The sequence below is a fragment of the Micromonospora sp. NBC_01392 genome (assembly GCF_045040125.1).
Classification (GTDB): Bacteria; Actinomycetota; Actinomycetes; order Mycobacteriales; family Micromonosporaceae; genus Micromonospora.
This window is the reverse complement of the sequence record NZ_CP109549.1, coordinates 6,127,697-6,145,254: the sequence shown is the minus strand read 5'-3', so window position 1 is coordinate 6,145,254 and position 17,558 is coordinate 6,127,697. Positions and strand designations below refer to the sequence as shown.

The window sequence follows — 17,558 nt, the reverse complement described above, 5'->3', positions numbered from 1 at the left end:
CCGCCACCGCCAACGCGTCAACCGGGGCGCCCACCTATACCGGAGGCGTTAACAGGGGGCCCGGCCTTACCCCCTCAGCTGGCGCGGAGGCGGTCTTTCGCGCGCAGCATCTCCCGGTCGGCCAGCTCGAACGCGGCGCCCAGCGCCTCCCGGACGCTGATCGTGGTGCTGCCGTCGACCTCCGCGAACCCGATTGTCACCCCGACCGGGGTGCCCGGGACCAGGGTGTCCCAGTCCTCGGTGCGCACGGCCGCCTCGATCCGCCGGGCCACCTCGACCGCCTCCGGCATGCCGGTGTCCGGGAGCACCACGACGAACTCGTCGCCGCCGTAGCGGGCCACGAAGTCGCCCCGCCGCATCACCCGGTTGATCACGCCGGCGACCCGTTGCAGCACCAGGTCGCCGGAGTGGTGCCCGTGCCGGGTGTTGACCGCCTTGAACCCGTCGAGGTCGCACACGCCGATCACCACCCGTTCGCCCCGGGACACCACCGCGCCGAGGTAGCGCTCCAGCCGGCGGCGGTTGGGCAGGCCGGTGAGCGGGTCGGTGAGCGCCTCGCCCTCGTACCGGGCGGCCTCGCGGCGCATCTCCTCGTGGTCGATCCGGGCGGCGATGCCGTCGATGTAGACGTCCCGCAGGCGGTCGCTGCGTCGGGCGGCCAGCCGGAACGCGTGCCGGTCCGCCCGGTGCGCGCCGGCGTGGTCGCCGGCCCGGGCCAGCGCGATGCTGCGCAGCCGGGGCTGTTCGGCGGCGCCGAGCGTCTCGTCGGAGACCCGGATCGCGTCCAGCCGGGTGACCCCCTCGATCGGCCGGCCGGCGGCGACCGCCAGGCAGACCTGGCCGAGCTGGCGCAGGTCGCGGGCGCGGGCGCTGTCCCCGCCGTGGCCGAGCAGGCGGTTCGGGTCGGCGTCCCCGGCGGACTCCACCCGGTCGCCGAGCGCGGCCCGGCGGGCGGCGGCGTACCCGTACGCGGCGAGGCTGCTGGGCCGCAGGTTGGCGGCCCGCCCGCCGCGCAGGAACCGGGCCAGGTCGCCGGCCACGTCGCGCAGCACCCGCAGGCAGCCGTCGCTGTCGCCGTTGTGGTCCAGGGCCACCGCGTTGCGCAGCCGGATCCCCGGCGCGGCGAACGTCTCCTCCGGGATGCCCGCGCCCAGTCCGACCTCGCGCGCGCGTTCGATCGCGCCGAGCGCGTGGCCGTGGAAGCTGAGGTACGAGTACGCCATCGCCAGGTCGTGCCAGCCCCAGGCGGTGTCCCGGTCCGGCGTGTCGTCGGCGCCGAGCGCGCGGGCGGCCCGGACCAGGTGCATCACGCACCGGTCGAGCGCACCCTGGTGGTGGGCGGCGAGCGCGGCCAGCGCGTTGAGGTGCCCGTGCAGGTAGGGCTCGGCCAGGTCACGCACGGCGGCCGAGGCGTCCTCGACGGCCCGGGTGAACTCGGCGGTCCGACCGAGATTGATCAGCGCGGACAGGCGTTGCACGAGCGCGTCGGCGCGGGCGTACGGGTCGTCGGTGGTGCGGATCACGCGTTCGAGCAGCACGCACGCCTCGGCGGAACGGCTCACCTCCTGCAACGCCCGGGCATGTCGGAGGGCGTCAACCTGGTCCTCGACCTGGTCGAGCCAGCCCACTCGCGACCTCCCTGCCGTGTGCGCCCGGACGCCCCCGCTCGTATGGTGACCCGCGACGCTTCATGATTATTGCGTGAGCACACTCCCGCGACACCCGTCCGAAGGGACAGAACGCGAACGCGTCTCGGCGGTGATCGCCCGGACGGCCCGGGCGCTGGCCGCCGCCGGCGTGGCGGCGCCCCGGGCGGAGGCCGAGCAGTTGGCCGCGTACGTGCTGGGGGTGCCGCGCGGCCGGCTGGCGCTGGCCGACGGGTTCACCGCGGTCCAACGTGACCGCCTGGCCGCGCTGCTCGACCGGCGGGTGGCCCGGGAGCCGTTGCAGCACCTCACCGGCGCGGCCGGTTTCCGGCACCTGGAGCTGGCGGTCGGGCCGGGGGTGTTCGTGCCCCGGCCGGAGACCGAACTGCTCGCCGGCTGGGGGGTCGAGGTGGCCCGGCGGCTCGCCGCGCCGCTCGTGGTCGACCTGTGCAGCGGCTCCGGCGCGATCGCGCTCGCGGTCGCCCAGGAGGTGCCGGCGGCCCGGGTGGTGGCGGTGGAACGCTCCCCGGCCGCGCTGGCCTGGCTGCGGCGCAACGCGGCCGGGCGGGCCGACGCGGGGGACCGGCCGGTCGAGGTGGTGGTCGCCGACGTCACCGACCCGGGGCTGCTGGCGGAGCTGGCCGGCCGCGTCGACGTGCTGCTGTGCAACCCGCCTTACGTGCCGCGCGCGGTGACCGTGCCGCCGGAGGTGGCCGGCCACGACCCGGACGAGGCGGTGTTCGGCGGCGCGGACGGGCTGGACGTGATCCGGCCGGTGGTGGCCCGCGCCGCGGCGCTGCTGCGTCCGGGCGGGGTGATCGGCGTCGAGCACGACGACACGCACGCCACGGCGGTGCCGGCCCTGCTCGCCGGCGACGGCCGGTACGAGCACGTGGCGGAGCACCGGGACCTGGCCGGGCGGCCCCGCTGGGCGACCGCGTCCCGGCGCGCGGACGGCCGACACGCCGACCCCGGCGCGGCGTGGCAGACTGACTCCTCGTGATGCTCTACGACTGTCGGTCGCCCGCCGACCGGGACCGCGGCATCGCCGCTGCCATCGAGGCCGTCAAGAACGGGGAACTCGTCGTCCTGCCGACCGACACGGTCTACGGCATCGGGGCGGACGCGTTCACGCCGTACGCGGTGAAGGCCCTGGCGGACACCAAGGGTGGCGCCCGGCAGGCGCCGCCGGTGCTGATCGGCTCCCGGCACACCCTCGACGGCCTGGTCTTCTCGCTGCCCCAGGTGGCCCGCGACCTGGTCGAGGCGTTCTGGCCGGGCGCGTTGACGATCGTGGTGGAGCACTCGCCGAGCCTGGCCTGGGACCTCGGCGACACCAGCGGCACGGTGGCGGTGCGGATGCCGCTGCACCCGGTCGCCTTGGAGGTGCTGCGGGAGACCGGTCCGATGGCGGTCGCCTCGGCCAACAAGGTCGGCCAGCCCGCCGCGCTGACCGCCGAGGAGGCCCGCGACCAGCTCGGGTACGGCGTCCGGGCATACCTGGAGGCCGGGCCGGCGGTGGACCCGGTGCCGAGCACCATCGTCGACCTGACCGGCGAGGTGCCGCGGGTGCTGCGCCAGGGCGCGGTGTCGGTGGCGAAGCTGCGCGAGGTGGCGCCGGAGCTCCTCGACGAGCGGGGGGTCTGAGTGCCGCCCTTCACCGTCCTGCACGTCTGCATGGGCAACATCTGCCGGTCGCCGATGGCCGAGCGGCTGCTGCTGCTCGCCGTGCGGGAGCGGCTGGCCCGGCTCGACGTCGACCCGGCCGGCTCGGACGCGCTGGTGCACAGCCACAGCGCCGGCACCGGCGGCTGGCACGCCGGCGAGGAGATGAACCCGCCGGCGGCGCGGCAGGTGACCGCGCGCGGTGGTGACGTGGCCGGGTTCGCCGCGCGGCGGTTGCGCTCGGATCTGATCGACGCCGCCGACCTGGTGCTCACCGCCACCGCCGACCAGCAGGAGTACGTGGTGGCGCTGCGACCGGACGCCGCCGGGCGCACGTTCGTGCTGGGCGAGTTCGGTCGGCTGCTGGGTGGGCTGGACCGGTCCGCCCTGCCGCCCGCCGGGCCGACGCCGGAGGCGGTGCACGCCCGGGGGATGGCGCTGGTGGCCGCCGCGGACGCGGCCCGCCGGGGCGACCCGGCGTTGCCCACCGACGACCTGGACGACCCGTGGGGCCGGGGCGACCAGTGTTTCAGCCGGGTGGCCGACGAGATCGAGGAGACGGTCCAGCCGCTGGCCGCCGCGTTGCTGCCCTGAGGTTCATCCTTTCTCGCGAACTTCCTGCGCATTTTGTCGAAGGTGCCGGCAAAAACGGCAAATCCGGTCATTCTTGACGGGTCCGTACGGCCGGCTCCTGCGGGGAGAGCTGATGAACCGCGCCCATCTCGACAAGCTGTTCACCGTGCTGCTCGCCGGCGTGCTCGCCGGACTGGCCCTGGCCGCCGCCGCGCTGCCGGCCGCGCTGGTCTTCGGGCTGGGCGTGAAGAACCTGATGCCGTACACCGAGCTGCCGGAGGCGCTCCGGGCGCCGCAGCCGGCGCAACGCGCCAACCTGTACGCCAACGACGGCCGCACGCTGATCACCTCGTTCTACGTCGAGGACCGGGTGGACGTGCCGGTCGGCGAGGTGGCGCCGGTGATGCGGGACGCCATCGTGGCCGCCGAGGACGTGCGCTTCTACGAGCACCACGGCGTCGACGTGCGGGGCGTGCTGCGGGCGTTGACGGCCAACCGCACCGAGGGCACCCGGCAGGGCGCCTCCACGCTGACCATGCAGTACGTGCGCAACGCGCTGGCCGGTGACCCCCGGCTGACCGAGGCGCAGCGGACCGCCGCCACCGAGATCACGGCCGGCCGCAAGATCCGCGAGATGCGGTACGCGCTGACGCTGGAACGCCAGGTCGGCAAGGACGAGATCCTCGGGCGCTACCTGAACATCGCGTACTTCGGCGCCGGGGCGTACGGCATCGCCGCCGCCAGCAAGCGCTACTTCTCCACCACGCCGGACCGGCTCACGCTCGCCCAGGCCGCGCTGCTCGCCGGGCTGGTGCGGGCGCCGGACCACGACGACCCGATCAACGGCGACGCCGCGGCGGCGCTGGACCGCCGGGCGTACGTGCTGGACCGGATGGTGGAGACCGGTCGGGTGAACGCGGCGGAGGCGACCGCGGCCAAGGACACCGAACTGGCCCTCAAGCCCAGCGCCACCCCGAACGACTGCGCCGCGGTGCCCGCCGGCCACAACGACTGGGGTTTCTTCTGCGACTGGTTCACCCAGTGGTGGAACGCCCAGCCGGCGTTCGGCAAGACCGTCGACGAACGGCAGCGCACGCTGCGCCGGGGCGGCTGGTCGATCGTCTCCTCGCTCGACCCGGACGTGCAGGCCAAGGCGAGCGAGCAGGTACGGACGGTCTACCCGGAGACGATCGCGCGGGCCGCGCCGACCGCGGTGGTGCAGCCCGGCACCGGACGGGTGCTGGCCATGGCGGTCAACCGCGGCTACGGCGTGGGCGACAACCCGGCCGGGCAGCAGAACTACCCGAACACGGTCAACCAGCTCGTGGCCGGGGGCGGCGACATCACCGGCTACCAGGCCGGCTCCACGTTCAAGCTGTTCGCGCTGCTGGCCGCGCTGGAGGCCGGACTGCCGCTGGACACCGAGTTCGACGCCCCCCGGGTGTACGTCACGAAGTACCCGGTCTCCGGCGGCCCGGCCAGTTGCGGCGGCCGGTGGTGCCCGGCGAACGCCAACACGTACTGGATGGACGGCGACCGCGACATGTGGGACGCGTTCGGCCGCTCGGTGAACACCTACTTCGCCTGGCTGACCGAGCGGGTCGGCGCGGACCGGGTGGTCGAGATGGCCCAGCGGCTGGGCATCGTGTTCCGCGCGCCGCAGGATGCGAAGATGGCCCGGGACGGGGCGGCGAACTGGGGACCGTTCACCCTCGGCGTCTCCGCCACCACGCCGCTCGACCTGGCCAACGCGTACGCCACGGTGGCCGCCGAGGGGACCTGGTGCCGGCCCACCCCGGTCGTCTCCATCACGGACGCGACCGGCCGGCGGGTGGCCGCCGGGGACGCCGACTGCCGGCAGGTGCTGGACACCGAGGTGGCCCGCGCGGCGGCCGACGCCAGCCGCTGCCCGGTGGGCGACCAGTCGATGTACCGCAGGTGTGCCGGCGGCACGGCCGAGGAACTGGCCCCGGGTCTGCGCCGCCCGTTGGCCGGCAAGACCGGCAGTTCGGAGCGGAACGCCACGGAGACCGTGGTCGCGTTCACCCCGCAACTCGCGGTGGCCACCATCGCCGCGAACCCGGACGACCCGCGCGACGCGGTCGGCGGCGGCGTGCAGAAGCGGCAGATCGCCGCCGTCGGCCGCATCCTCGCCTGGGCCCTACGCGACCAGCCCGTCCGCGACTTCGTTCCCCCGGGCGAGTCAGTCGCCTTCCACCACACAAGCCCCCGCACCGGCAACTGACCCCGTCCCCCTCGCCCTCCACCCCCCACCCCCGTCGGGCGCTGTTTCACGGAAAGAGTGGCCAAGCGGCCCGGAACAGCCACTCTTTCCGTGAAAGCGGCCGCTGGGGGAGTGGGGGTGGGGGGTGGGTGGGGAGGGAGTCAGGGGGTGGGGTGTTCGGCGTTGCGGGCGATGTTGCGGGCCATGCCGCCGAAGACGACGGCGTGGAACGGGGCGACCGAGGCCCAGTAGAGGTGGCCGGGCAGGCCGTGCGGGAGGAAGACGGCGCGCTGGACGTACCGGCTGTGGCCGCCCTCGGCCGGCTCGGCGCGCATCTCCAGCCAGGCCCGGCCGGGCAGCCGCATCTCGGCGCGCAGCCGCAGCAGCTCGCCCGGCACGATCTCCTCCACCCGCCAGAAGTCCAGCGCCTCGCCGACCTGGAGCCGGTGCGGGTCGCGCCGGCCGCGGCGCAGCCCCACGCCGCCGACCAGCCGGTCCAGCCAGCCGCGCACCGACCAGGCCAGCGGGAACGAGTACCAGCCGTGCTCGCCGCCGACACCCTCGATGACCCGCCACAGCGCCGCCGGTGGGGCGCCCACCTCCTGTTCCCGCAGGTCGGTGTAGGCGGTGCCGCCGGACCAGTCCGGGTCCGAGGGCAGCGGCTCGGCCGGCGCATCCGGCCCGCTCGCGGTCGACCAGCGCGTCTCCACCTCCGCGTCGCGCACCTTGGCCAGCGCCAGATCGACCGCCTGGTCGAAGCCGGTCAGCCCGTCGGGCGGGTCGGGCACGTACCGGGCGATGTCGTGCTCGTGCGCCACCGCCTCGTGGATCAGGCTCTCCACCAGCGGCCGGGCGATCGCGTTCGGCACCGGGGTGATCAGACCGACCCAGTGCGAGGAGAGCCCGGGGGTGAGCGGGCGCACCGGCAGGATGATCCGGGGTCGCAGCCCGGCCACCCGGGCGTAGCGCTGCATCATCTGCGCGAACGTCAGCACGTCCGGACCGGCGATGTCGAAGCCACGGTTCACTTCGGGCGGCAGGTGCGCGCAGCCGGCCAGGTAGCGCAGCACGTCCCGGACCGCGATCGGCTGGATCCGGTTGCGTACCCAGCGGGGGGTGATCATCGCCGGCAGCCGCTCGGTCAGGTAGCGCAGCATCTCGAACGAGGCCGAACCGGAGCCGATGATCACCGCGGCCCGCAGCACCGCGGTCGGCACGCCGCTGTCGAGCAGGATGTGGGCCACCTCCGCCCGGGAGCGCAGGTGCGCCGAGGGCAGGCCGTCCCGTTCCGCCGGCTCCGGCCCGCCGAGGTAGACGATCCGGCGTACGCCCGCGGCGCGCGCCGCCTCCGCGAAGTTCGTCGCCGCCTCCCGGTCGGCCGCCTCGAAGCCACGCTGGCCGAGCGAGTGGACCAGGTAGTACGCGACGTCCACGCCCTCGAACGCGGCCGGCAACGTCTCCGGCCGGCGCAGGTCGCCCTCGACGATCTCCGCGTCGGCGGCCCAGGGCACGTCGCGCAGCCGCCCGGCCTTGCGGGCCAGGCAGCGCACGGTGTGCCCCTCGGTCAGGAGGCGGGGCGCGAGGCGCCCGCCGATGTAGCCGGTGGCACCGGTGACGAGGCATCTCACGGGCTCCAGTGTGCGGCTCCGTAGACTCCTTCGCTGTGGAGAACGCGAGGGAGCGGCAGATGACCACGGTGTTCCCGGCGTACCCCCGTGGCTGAGTCGGGGACGCGCGCGGCGGAGGCGGCCGCGGACCGTGGGTGGCGACTGCGCCACCTGCCCGTCCTGCTGGCCGCGGTGGCCGTGCTGGCCGCGGTGGCGGCGGTGGCCGGCGGGGTGTGGCGCGGCGCGGACGGCGCGCTCGGCGCGGCCGGCGGGGTGGCCGTCACGGCGGCCAGCTACACGCTCACCACCGTGGTGCTGGCCTGGGCCGACGCCCGCGACCCGCAGCTCGTGCTGCCGTTCGGGCTGGGCCTCTACGTGGCCAAGATGACCGCGCTCGGCGGCGTGCTGGTGCTGGTCGCCGCCACCGGCTGGCCCGGGCTGATCCCGTTCTGCCTGGGCCTCGCGGCGGGTGTGGTGATCTGGACCGGCGTGCACATCTGGTGGCTCGCCACCGTCCACGCGCGACGGGCCGCGCGCTGACGCGTCCCATCCTTCGGACGACGCGCCGGAGTGTCTGCGATCGGTCATTCTCTCAGTGGCGGGGGAGGAGTACGGTGCCTCCAGACGACTTCGCCCGCCCGTGTCCCACACAACCAGGTTGTGCGGGGGGTGAGGCACAACCTCTTCTGCCTTGCTGATATCGTTCGCCCCGTCATGGCCGGTGACCAGAAACCCCCCAACGCTGGCGGCTCGGGCGACGTTCCGTCCGGTGCCGGTCAGGGTTGGACCGCGCTCTCATACCTCATCGGGGGCATGCTCGTCTGGGGTTTCGTCGGCTGGCTGGTCGACCGTTGGCTCGATACCGGCGGCGTCGCCACCGGCATCGGGGTCGTGCTCGGCATGGCCGGGGGCATCATCCTGGTCGTCCGCCGGCTGGGCACGCCTACTTAGGAAGGGACGCGGTGTTCGGACAGGCGAACGTCCTGGCTCAGGGCCAGGCGGAATTCCCACCGAGCGTGGGGGACTTCTACCTGCCCAGCATCCTGCCCTGGGGTGCGGAGAACTCGTACTGGTTCACCAAGATCACGGCGATGGTGTGGGTCGCCGTCGGCATCTTGATCATTTTCTTCCTGGTCAGCTACCGGAAGCCGCAGCTCGTCCCCACCAAGAAGCAGTGGTTCGCCGAGTCGATCTACGGCTTCGTCCGCAACAACATCGCGGTGGACATGATCGGGCACGCGGGAGTGCGGTTCGCGCCGTACTTCACCACGCTCTTCTGCTTCATCCTGCTGACGAACTTCTTCGCGATCGTGCCGTTCTTCCAGATCTCGCCGAACTCGCACATCGCGTTCCCGGCCATCCTCGCCGTGATCAGCTACCTGATGTTCAACTTCGTCGGGATCCGGCACCACGGCTTCGTGAAGTACTTCAAGAACTCCCTGATCCCGCCGGCGCCCTGGTACATCCTGCCGCTGCTGATCCCGATCGAGTTCTTCTCGACCTTCCTCGTCCGGCCGTTCTCGCTCGCCGTCCGTCTCTTCGCGAACATGTTCGCCGGCCACATGCTCCTGCTGGTCTTCACGCTCGGCGGCTTCGCCATGCTCAGCGCCAACGTCTGGCTCGCGCCGGTCTCGGTGCTGTCCTGGGTGATGACGATCGCGCTGACCTTCCTCGAGTTCCTGGTGATCTGTCTGCAGGCGTACGTCTTCACGGTGCTGACCGCCAGCTACGTGCAGGGCGCGCTCGCCGACGAGCACTGATCCGATCTTTCGCACCAACCGTTGTCGTCCCGCGTGAGAGTCACGCGTGATAACCAGGAGGAACCAACCAATGGACATCTACGCCGCGGTAGAGGGCAGCACCGCCGCCATCGGCTACGGTCTCGCGGCCATCGGCCCGGGCATCGGCGTGGGCCTGGTCTTCTCGGCCTACATCCAGTCGACCGCCCGCCAGCCGGAGTCGTCCCGGATGACCCTTCCGTACGTCTGGATCGGCTTCGCCGTCATCGAGGCCCTGGCGCTGCTGGGCATCGCGTTCGGCTTCATCTGGGCCGGCTGACCCAACCCCTCTGACCGGGAGGTTTTCCATGTTCTTCCTCGCCGCTGAGGGTGGTGAGACGACCCACAACCCGATCATCCCTGTCTGGCAGGAGATCGTGGTCGGGCTGGTCGCCTTCGGTGTCCTCTGCTTCGTGCTGATGAAGTTCGTCTTCCCGCGCATGGAGCAGACGTTCCAGGCCCGGGTGGACGCGATCGAGGGCGGCATCAAGCGCGCCGAGGCCGCCCAGGCCGAGGCGAACCAGCTGCTCGAGCAGTACCGCGCCCAGCTCGCCGAGGCGCGTACCGACGCCGCCCGGATCCGGGACGACGCCCGGGCCGACGCCGAGGGCATCCGTCAGGACATCCTCGCCAAGGCGCGCGAGGAGTCCGACCGGGTCATCGCCGCCGGCAAGGAGCAGCTCCAGGCCGAGCGGGCCACCATCGTGCGCGAGCTGCGCACCGAGATGGGCACCATCGCGGTGGACCTGGCCAGCAAGATCGTCGGTGAGTCGCTGGCCGACGAGGCGCGTCGCAAGGGCACCGTCGACCGGTTCCTGAGCGGTCTCGAGAGCACGGGGGCCCGCTGATGCAGGCCGCCAGCCGGGAGTCGTACGCCGCCGGGGTCGAGCGCCTCGACGCGTACGTCCGCGGCGCGGAGCCGTCGGCGGTGGCCTCCACCGCCGACGACATCCTCTCCGTCGCCGCCCTGCTGCGGCGCGAGCCGCGGCTGCGCCGGGCGCTCTCCGACCCGGCCCGCTCCGGTGCGGACCGCACGGCCCTGCTGACCGGGATCCTCAGCGGCAAGGTCGGCGCGGAGGCGCTCGACCTGCTCACCGCGCTGGTCGCCGGTCGCTGGTCGACCCCGTCGGAACTGCTCGACGGCGTCGAGCGGCTGGGCGTGGAGGCGCTCCTGGCGAGCGCCGACTCGGCCGGCGAGCTGGGTGAGGTCGAGGACGAGCTGTTCCGCTTCGGGCAGGTCGTCTCCGGCTCCGCCGAGCTGTCCAACGCGCTCTCCGACCCGATGGCCCCGGCCGAGCGGCGGTCCGGCCTCGCCGGCCAACTGCTCGACGGCAAGGCCCGGCCGGTCACCGTCCGCCTCGTCGAGGCCGCGCTCGCGGGCTTCGGGGGTCGCTCCTTCGGCGGCGCGCTCACCCGGCTGGTCGAGCTGGCCGCGGACCGGCGGGACCGTCAGGTCGCGTACGTGACCGTGGCGGCCCCGCTGACCGAGGAGGAGGAGCGACGCCTCGGTGCCCGCCTCTCCGGCATGTACGGTCGGGAGGTGTCCGTCAAGCAGACGGTCGACCCCGACGTGCTCGGCGGGGTGCGCGTACGGGTCGGCTCCGACCTGTACGACGGCACCGTCCTGCGCCGCCTCAACGAGACCCGCAACGCGCTCGCGAAGCGCTGACCAGCGTCTTGCAGCCCTGATTTCGACGCCATCGGACCGGTCGGTACCTGGTATCCCGGGCCCCTGAACTTTAAGGAAGCAGAGGATGGCCGAGCTGACCATCTCGACGGAGGAGATCCGCGGCGCCCTGGAGCGCTACGTCTCCTCCTACACGGCCGACGTCTCCCGTGAGGAGGTCGGCACCGTCGCCGACGCCGGCGACGGCATCGCCCACGTCGAGGGTCTGCCCTCGACCATGACCAACGAGCTCCTGGAGTTCGAGGACGGCACGCTCGGCGTGGCGCTGAACCTCGACGTGCGCGAGATCGGTGTCGTCGTCCTCGGCGACTTCGGCGGGATCGAAGAGGGTCAGCGCGTCAAGCGCACCGGCCGGGTGCTCTCCGTGCCGGTCGGTGACGCGTTCCTCGGCCGCGTGGTCAACGCGCTCGGCGAGCCGATCGACGCCATCGGCGACATCGCCAACGAGGGCTTCCGCGAGTTGGAGCTCCAGGCCCCGAACGTGATGGCCCGGCAGTCCGTCTTCGAGCCGTTGCAGACCGGCATCAAGGCCATCGACGCGATGACCCCGGTCGGCCGCGGCCAGCGTCAGCTGATCATCGGCGACCGGAAGACCGGCAAGACCACCGTCGCGCTGGACGCCATCCTGAACCAGCGGGACAACTGGCGCTCCGGCGACCCGACGAAGCAGGTCCGCTGCATCTACGTCGCGATCGGCCAGAAGGCCTCCACCATCGCCTCCATCAAGGGGACGCTGGAGGCGGCGGGCGCGATGGAGTACACCACCATCGTCGCCTCCCCGGCCTCCGACCCGGCCGGCTTCAAGTACCTCGCGCCCTACACCGGCTCGTCCATCGGGCAGCACTGGATGTACGGCGGCAAGCACGTCCTGATCGTCTTCGACGACCTGAGCAAGCAGGCCGAGGCGTACCGGGCCGTGTCGCTGCTGCTGCGCCGCCCGCCGGGCCGTGAGGCGTACCCGGGTGACGTCTTCTACCTGCACTCCCGCCTGCTGGAGCGCTGCGCGAAGCTCTCCGACGAGCTGGGCGGCGGCTCGATGACCGGCCTGCCGATCATCGAGACCAAGGCGAACGACATCTCGGCGTTCATCCCGACCAACGTCATCTCGATCACCGACGGTCAGATCTTCCTCGAGACCGACCTGTTCAACCAGGGTGTCCGGCCGGCCATCAACGTCGGCACCTCGGTCTCCCGGGTCGGCGGCGCCGCGCAGGTGAAGCCGATGAAGAAGGTCGCCGGCTCGCTGCGGCTCAACCTGGCCCAGTTCCGTGAGCTGGAGGCGTTCGCCGCCTTCGCCTCCGACCTGGACCGCGCCTCGCAGAACCAGCTCGCCCGTGGTTCCCGCCTGGTCGAGCTGCTCAAGCAGCCGAACTACTCGCCGTACCCGGTCAACGAGCAGGTCGTCTCCGTCTGGGCCGGCACCGAGGGCAAGCTGGACGACGTCCCGGTCGGCGAGGTCCGCCGCTTCGAGTCGGAGTTCCTCCAGTACCTCCGGCACAAGCACGAGGGCGTGCTGGCCTCGATCGCGGACAACAAGTGGGGCGACGACATCATCGCCTCGCTGGACTCGGCCATCGCCGAGTTCAAGCAGGTCTTCCTGGGCAAGGAGGACGAGGTCCGCGTCAACGAGGCCCCGGCCGAGCCGCTGGAGGGTGAGCAGACCCGCGAGACGGTGACCCGCTTCCGCGACGGCACCACCGACCGCCCCGCCGAGAGCTGATCCGATGGCCGCCCAGGTACGCGTTCTCCGACAGCGGATCCGTTCCGCCAAGGGGATGAAGAAGATCACCAAGGCGATGGAGCTCGTCGCGACGAGCCGCATCGCCAAGGCCCAGGCCAAGGTGGCGGCCTCGCTGCCGTACGCCGAGGCGATCACCGGCGTGCTGACGGCGCTGGCCTCCAACGCGCGGATCGACCACCCGCTGCTCACCCCGCGCGAGCGGGTGCGGCGGGCGGGCGTCCTGCTGGTCACCGCCGACCGGGGTCTGGCCGGCGGGTACAGCTCGAACGCGATCCGGACCGCCGAGTCGCTGATCGCCCGGCTGCGCGCCGACGGCAAGGAGCCGGTGCTCTACGTCATCGGCCGCAAGGGCGTGGCGTTCTACCGGTTCCGCAACCGGGAGATGGCCGCCAGTTGGACGGGCTTCTCCGAGCAGCCGTCGTTCGACGACGCCCGCGAGGTCGGTGACACGCTGATCAAGGCGTTCACCGCCGGCGCGGACGACGCGGACGGCCACGCCGGGGCGGACGGGGTCCTCGGCGTGGACGAGCTGCACATCGTGTACACCGAGTTCAAGTCCCTGATGACGCAGAACCCGGTGACCCGGATCGTCGGGCCGATGCAGGTCGAGGACCGGCCGCGGTCCGAGGGCCTGCTGCCGGCGTACGAGTTCGAGCCGGAGCCGGAGTCGCTGCTCGACGCGCTGCTGCCGAAGTACATCAACACGCGGATCTACGCGGCGTTGCTGGAGTCGGCGGCGAGCGAGTCGGCCGCCCGTCGGCGGGCGATGAAGAGCGCCACCGACAACGCCGAAGACATGATCGAGAAGTACACGCGTGAGATGAACTCGGCCCGTCAGGCCGGGATCACCCAGGAGATCAGTGAGATCGTCGGCGGCGCGAACGCGCTGGCCGCGTCGGGAAGTGAAGTGTGATGACTGTATCCGCAGTGGAGACCAAGACGGCCACGGGTCGCGTGGTCCGGGTCATCGGCCCGGTCGTCGACGCCGAGTTCCCGCGCGACGCCATGCCGGGGCTGTTCAACGCCCTGCACGTCGACGTGACGCTCTCCGGCGGTGAGAAGACGCTGACCCTGGAGGTCGCCCAGCACCTGGGTGACAACCTGGTCCGCGCCATCTCGATGCAGCCGACCGACGGCCTGGTCCGCGGCGCCGACGTCCGGGACACCGGCTCGCCGATCAGCGTGCCGGTGGGCGACGCGGTCAAGGGTCACGTGTTCAACGCGATCGGCGAGTGCCTCAACCTCACCGAGGGCGAGACCATCCAGGCCGACGACCACTGGGGCATCCACCGCAAGGCTCCGGCCTTCGCGGACCTGGAGCCGAAGACCGAGATGCTGGAGACCGGCATCAAGGTCATCGACCTGCTCGCCCCGTACGTCAAGGGCGGCAAGATCGGCCTGTTCGGCGGCGCCGGCGTGGGCAAGACGGTGCTCATCCAGGAGATGATCACCCGGGTGGCCCGGAACTTCGGTGGTACCTCGGTCTTCGCCGGCGTGGGTGAGCGCACCCGCGAGGGCAACGACCTCATCGCCGAGATGACCGAGTCCGGCGTCATCGACAAGACCGCGCTGGTCTACGGCCAGATGGACGAGCCGCCGGGCACCCGGCTGCGGGTCGCGCTCTCCGCGCTCACCATGGCGGAGTACTTCCGCGACGTGAAGAAGCAGGAGGTGCTGCTCTTCATCGACAACATCTTCCGCTTCACCCAGGCCGGTTCCGAGGTCTCCACGCTGCTCGGCCGCATGCCGAGCGCGGTGGGTTACCAGCCGACCCTGGCCGACGAGATGGGCGAGCTCCAGGAGCGGATCACCTCCGTCCGGGGCCAGGCCATCACCTCGATGCAGGCGATCTACGTGCCCGCCGACGACTACACCGACCCGGCGCCGGCCACCACGTTCGCCCACCTCGACGCGACCACCAACCTGGAGCGGTCGATCTCCGACAAGGGCATCTACCCGGCCGTGGACCCGCTGGCGTCCTCGTCCCGGATCCTCGCCCCGGAGTTCGTCGGCGAGGACCACTTCGCCGTCGCCACCGAGGTGAAGCGGATCCTGCAGCGCTACAAGGACCTGCAGGACATCATCGCCATCCTGGGCATCGAGGAGCTCTCCGAGGAGGACAAGCTCACCGTCGGCCGCGCCCGCCGGATCGAGCGGTTCCTCTCGCAGAACACCTACGCCGCCGAGCAGTTCACCGGCGTGCCGGGCTCGACGGTCCCGATCGCGGAGACCATCGACGCCTTCCGCCGGATCAGCGAGGGGGAGTTCGACCACTTCCCGGAGCAGGCGTTCTTCATGTGCGGCGGCCTGGAGGACCTCAAGGCCAAGGCCGAGGAGCTGATGGGTGAGGAGGGCTGAGAGCCCGCTCACACCACGAAGGCCGTCCCGACATCTCGTCGGGGCGGCCTTCGCCTGTTCACGACCGGTCCCGTACCAGACGCCCGGTTGGCCGGCAAGCGGTCCGCCGAAGCGCGCGGTACCGTTCGTGACACGAATTCGCGTCACCGTCGTTGATCTCTGCAACGAAACGGACCCCTGCGCCCGTCTCCTCTTCGTGGGCGCGACGATAGGAGATGCTCGTGGGTAAGGGCGGCACGGACCGGGGCAAGCGGTCCATGTGGCGTGGCGTGCCGCGGTGGGCCCGGGTCAGCACCATCCTCGGCATCGTCATGATGGTGCTCAGCGGCTCGGTGCTGGTGGGCTACCACACACTCGTCGCGCGCTACGAGGGCGCGGTCGGCAAGGGCGACCTCTTCGGCGACCAGGCCGCCGGCGCCACCGAGAAGAAGAGCGACATCAAGGGCCCGCTCAACATCCTGCTCGTCGGCATCGACCCCCGCACCTCGACGGCCCGCCCGCTCTCCGACTCGATCATGATCCTGCACGTGCCGGCCGGCATGGACCGCGGCTATCTCTTCTCGCTCCCGCGCGACCTGCGGGTGGACATCCCGGCCTTCCCGAAGGCCGACTACTCCGGCGGCACCGACCGGATCAACGCCGCCATGTCGCACGGCAGCAACGTGCCGGGCAAGAACCCGAGCGCCGCGCAGGGCTTCGAACTGCTCGCCAAGACCGTGCAGGGGGTCACCGGCATCAAGCGCTTCGACGCCGGCGCGATCATCAACTTCAGCGGGTTCAAGAAGATCGTGGACGCCATGGGCGGCGTCGACATGTACATCGAGCGCGACGTGAAGTCCGAGCACCTCCAGCCGGACGGCACGCCGCGTCAGCTCAAGCCCGGCGGGGGTGGCTACCTCGGCCCGCAGGCCCGGTACAAGAAGGGCAACGCCCACCTCACGGGCTGGCAGGCGCTGGACTACGTCCGGCAGCGCTACCCCAAGAACGGCGTGCCGGACGCGGACTACGGCCGGCAGCGGCACCAGCAGCAGTTCGTCAAGGCGATGGTCAGCCAGGCGTTCAGCGCCGACGTGGTGGCCAACCCGGTCAAGCTGGACCGGGTGCTGCGGGCCGCCGGGCAGTCGCTGGTCTTCAACGGCCGGGGCAACAGCGTCGTCGACTTCGGCCTCGCGCTCAAGGACATCCGGCCCGACGCCATCGAGACGATCAAGCTGCCCGGCGGGCCGATCGGGAGCGGCAGCGCCTACCGGGGCGAACAGCTCCTCGCGCCGGCCGACGACTTCTTCGCCGCCCTGCGTGCCGAGCAGTTGGACGCGTTCCTGCTGGAGCACCCCGACTTCAAGCAGAAGAGCCAGTAGCCTGAGCGGGTGCGGAGTGCCGTGGCCCGGCTCTCACCACCCGCGTTGGGTGGCGCCCGGGGGCGCGACTAGACTTTCGGCAATCCGCCGCCGCAGCAAGGAGACAGCGTGGCACAGCAGCTTCACGTCGAGCTCGTAGCCGTCGAGGAGAAGGTCTGGACCGGTGAGGCCGAGATGGTCGTCGCCCGGACGACCGAGGGTGAGCTCGGTGTGCTGCCGGGGCACGCGCCGCTGCTCGGCCAGCTCGCGGAGCCCAGCCAGGTGCGCATCAAGCAGGCCGGTGGCCAGCAGGTCGCGTACGACGTCGCCGGCGGCTTCCTGTCGGTCACCGGTGAGGGCGTGACCGTCCTCGCCGAGAGCGCCACCCCGGCCACTCCGGCCCGCTGAGCCGACCCGCCGATGGAGATCGTGGAAGGGATCGGAATCGGCGTCGCGGTCGTCGTCGTCGCGCTTCTGATCCTCTTCATCCGGCGGGCCCTGTTCACCCGTAGCGGGGGAATCATCCGGCTGAGCGTCCGGGTCACCACGATGCTCGACGGCCGTGGTTGGTCACCCGGCTTCGGGCGGTTCGCCGGCGATCAGCTCCGCTGGTACCGCATGTTCAGCTTCGCGCTCCGCCCGAAGCGGGTGCTCTCCCGCAAGGGGCTGGCGGTGGAGCGCCGCCGACTGCCCGAGGGGCAGGAGCGCTTCTCCATGCCGGCCGACTGGGTGATCCTGCGCTGTACCAGCGACCATGCTCCGGTCGAGATCGCCATGGCGCGATCCACGGTGACCGGCTTCCTCTCCTGGCTCGAGGCCGCCCCTCCGGGGGCGGCCTCGCCACGTCTGGCCTCCCAGGACTGGCCCGCCGCCTAACGCCCCCCGTCCCGTCCCCGGTCCCCGCCCCTGCACTGCGCCGATCTTGCACTTGGTGCCCCTGGA

The 17,558-nt window shown here is 72.1% G+C and carries 18 protein-coding genes; 16 read left to right on the top strand and 2 right to left on the bottom strand.

Translation table 11 applies throughout. The features are described 5' to 3' along the window. Positions 1-74: 74 nt before the first annotated feature. Positions 75-1,628: a GGDEF domain-containing protein gene (locus OG767_RS26685; RefSeq protein ID WP_405090997.1), complete on the bottom strand. Its 1,554-nt coding sequence runs from the start codon at positions 1,626-1,628 to the stop codon at positions 75-77. 73 nt (positions 1,629-1,701) lie between these two features. Here OG767_RS26685 and prmC point away from each other — a divergent pair, with 73 nt between their 5' ends. The 4 genes from prmC to OG767_RS26665 all read left to right on the top strand — a co-directional run bounded on the left by prmC (position 1,702) and on the right by OG767_RS26665 (position 6,129). Next, positions 1,702-2,649 carry a peptide chain release factor N(5)-glutamine methyltransferase gene (gene prmC / locus OG767_RS26680; RefSeq protein ID WP_405090996.1) on the top strand — a complete coding sequence of 316 codons (948 nt, stop codon included), beginning with the start codon at positions 1,702-1,704 and terminating at the stop codon, positions 2,647-2,649. Next, positions 2,649-3,293: an L-threonylcarbamoyladenylate synthase gene (locus OG767_RS26675; protein ID WP_405090995.1), complete on the top strand. Its 645-nt coding sequence runs from the start codon at positions 2,649-2,651 to the stop codon at positions 3,291-3,293. Before prmC ends, OG767_RS26675 begins: the two co-directional genes overlap by 1 nt. Then, positions 3,294-3,905, top strand: a complete 612-nt coding sequence (locus OG767_RS26670) for a phosphotyrosine protein phosphatase (protein ID WP_405090994.1) — start codon at positions 3,294-3,296, stop codon at positions 3,903-3,905. Positions 3,906-4,017: 112 nt separating this feature from the next. Then, a complete protein-coding gene (locus OG767_RS26665) occupies positions 4,018-6,129 on the top strand; it encodes a transglycosylase domain-containing protein (RefSeq protein WP_405090993.1) in 2,112 nt (703 codons plus the stop codon). 140 nt (positions 6,130-6,269) lie between these two features. Here OG767_RS26665 and OG767_RS26660 read toward each other — a convergent pair whose 3' ends face one another. After that, complete coding sequence (locus OG767_RS26660; RefSeq protein ID WP_405090992.1) at positions 6,270-7,736, bottom strand: SDR family oxidoreductase; 1,467 nt, start codon at positions 7,734-7,736, stop codon at positions 6,270-6,272. A gap of 87 nt (positions 7,737-7,823) precedes the next feature. Between OG767_RS26660 and OG767_RS26655 the strand changes: the two genes are divergently transcribed. The 12 genes from OG767_RS26655 to OG767_RS26600 all read left to right on the top strand — a co-directional run bounded on the left by OG767_RS26655 (position 7,824) and on the right by OG767_RS26600 (position 17,492). Continuing rightward, positions 7,824-8,255, top strand: a complete 432-nt coding sequence (locus tag OG767_RS26655; protein WP_405090991.1) for a hypothetical protein — start codon at positions 7,824-7,826, stop codon at positions 8,253-8,255. Between the two features lie 174 nt (positions 8,256-8,429). After that, positions 8,430-8,666 (top strand): AtpZ/AtpI family protein, encoded by a 237-nt coding sequence (locus OG767_RS26650; protein ID WP_107157102.1) that lies wholly within the window; start codon positions 8,430-8,432, stop codon positions 8,664-8,666. A gap of 11 nt (positions 8,667-8,677) precedes the next feature. Further along, positions 8,678-9,475 (top strand): F0F1 ATP synthase subunit A, encoded by a 798-nt coding sequence (gene atpB, locus OG767_RS26645; RefSeq protein WP_281937609.1) that lies wholly within the window; start codon positions 8,678-8,680, stop codon positions 9,473-9,475. A 70-nt stretch (positions 9,476-9,545) separates the two neighbouring features. Beyond that, positions 9,546-9,773, top strand: a complete 228-nt coding sequence (locus OG767_RS26640) for an ATP synthase F0 subunit C (protein ID WP_091422600.1) — start codon at positions 9,546-9,548, stop codon at positions 9,771-9,773. A 28-nt stretch (positions 9,774-9,801) separates the two neighbouring features. After that, complete coding sequence (locus tag OG767_RS26635; RefSeq protein WP_107156993.1) at positions 9,802-10,341, top strand: F0F1 ATP synthase subunit B; 540 nt, start codon at positions 9,802-9,804, stop codon at positions 10,339-10,341. Continuing rightward, entirely contained in the window at positions 10,341-11,162 is an 822-nt protein-coding gene (locus OG767_RS26630) for a F0F1 ATP synthase subunit delta (protein ID WP_405090990.1), read from the top strand. The genes OG767_RS26635 and OG767_RS26630 overlap by 1 nt, the downstream gene beginning before the upstream one ends. Positions 11,163-11,247: 85 nt before the next feature. After that, positions 11,248-12,900, top strand: coding sequence for a F0F1 ATP synthase subunit alpha (gene atpA / locus OG767_RS26625; protein ID WP_405090989.1), 1,653 nt, complete (start codon positions 11,248-11,250; stop codon positions 12,898-12,900). Between the two features lie 4 nt (positions 12,901-12,904). Continuing rightward, positions 12,905-13,834, top strand: a complete 930-nt coding sequence (locus tag OG767_RS26620) for a F0F1 ATP synthase subunit gamma (protein ID WP_405090988.1) — start codon at positions 12,905-12,907, stop codon at positions 13,832-13,834. Then, entirely contained in the window at positions 13,834-15,279 is a 1,446-nt protein-coding gene (atpD, locus tag OG767_RS26615) for a F0F1 ATP synthase subunit beta (protein WP_405090987.1), read from the top strand. The genes OG767_RS26620 and atpD overlap by 1 nt, the downstream gene beginning before the upstream one ends. A gap of 215 nt (positions 15,280-15,494) precedes the next feature. Next, on the top strand, positions 15,495-16,637 hold the full coding sequence (locus tag OG767_RS26610; protein WP_405090986.1) for an LCP family protein: 1,143 nt from the start codon (positions 15,495-15,497) through the stop codon (positions 16,635-16,637). Positions 16,638-16,745: 108 nt separating this feature from the next. Beyond that, a complete protein-coding gene (locus tag OG767_RS26605; protein WP_047893558.1) occupies positions 16,746-17,024 on the top strand; it encodes a F0F1 ATP synthase subunit epsilon in 279 nt (92 codons plus the stop codon). 12 nt (positions 17,025-17,036) lie between these two features. Next, positions 17,037-17,492 carry a DUF2550 domain-containing protein gene (locus OG767_RS26600; RefSeq protein WP_281937595.1) on the top strand — a complete coding sequence of 152 codons (456 nt, stop codon included), beginning with the start codon at positions 17,037-17,039 and terminating at the stop codon, positions 17,490-17,492. Positions 17,493-17,558: the final 66 nt, after the last annotated feature.

What these genes read in the sequence shown, in the direction of transcription:
- OG767_RS26675 (WP_405090995.1), top strand. Translation starts at nt 2,649, where the DNA reads ATGCTCTACGACTGTCGGTCGCCCGCCGACCGGGACCGCGGCATCGCC.
- OG767_RS26665 (WP_405090993.1), top strand. Translation starts at nt 4,018, where the DNA reads ATGAACCGCGCCCATCTCGACAAGCTGTTCACCGTGCTGCTCGCCGGC.
- OG767_RS26650 (WP_107157102.1), top strand. Translation starts at nt 8,430, where the DNA reads ATGGCCGGTGACCAGAAACCCCCCAACGCTGGCGGCTCGGGCGACGTT.
- OG767_RS26640 (WP_091422600.1), top strand. Translation starts at nt 9,546, where the DNA reads ATGGACATCTACGCCGCGGTAGAGGGCAGCACCGCCGCCATCGGCTAC.
- OG767_RS26635 (WP_107156993.1), top strand. Translation starts at nt 9,802, where the DNA reads ATGTTCTTCCTCGCCGCTGAGGGTGGTGAGACGACCCACAACCCGATC.
- OG767_RS26630 (WP_405090990.1), top strand. Translation starts at nt 10,341, where the DNA reads ATGCAGGCCGCCAGCCGGGAGTCGTACGCCGCCGGGGTCGAGCGCCTC.
- atpA (WP_405090989.1), top strand. Translation starts at nt 11,248, where the DNA reads ATGGCCGAGCTGACCATCTCGACGGAGGAGATCCGCGGCGCCCTGGAG.
- OG767_RS26620 (WP_405090988.1), top strand. Translation starts at nt 12,905, where the DNA reads ATGGCCGCCCAGGTACGCGTTCTCCGACAGCGGATCCGTTCCGCCAAG.
- atpD (WP_405090987.1), top strand. Translation starts at nt 13,834, where the DNA reads ATGACTGTATCCGCAGTGGAGACCAAGACGGCCACGGGTCGCGTGGTC.
- OG767_RS26610 (WP_405090986.1), top strand. Translation starts at nt 15,495, where the DNA reads ATGCTCGTGGGTAAGGGCGGCACGGACCGGGGCAAGCGGTCCATGTGG.
- OG767_RS26600 (WP_281937595.1), top strand. Translation starts at nt 17,037, where the DNA reads ATGGAGATCGTGGAAGGGATCGGAATCGGCGTCGCGGTCGTCGTCGTC.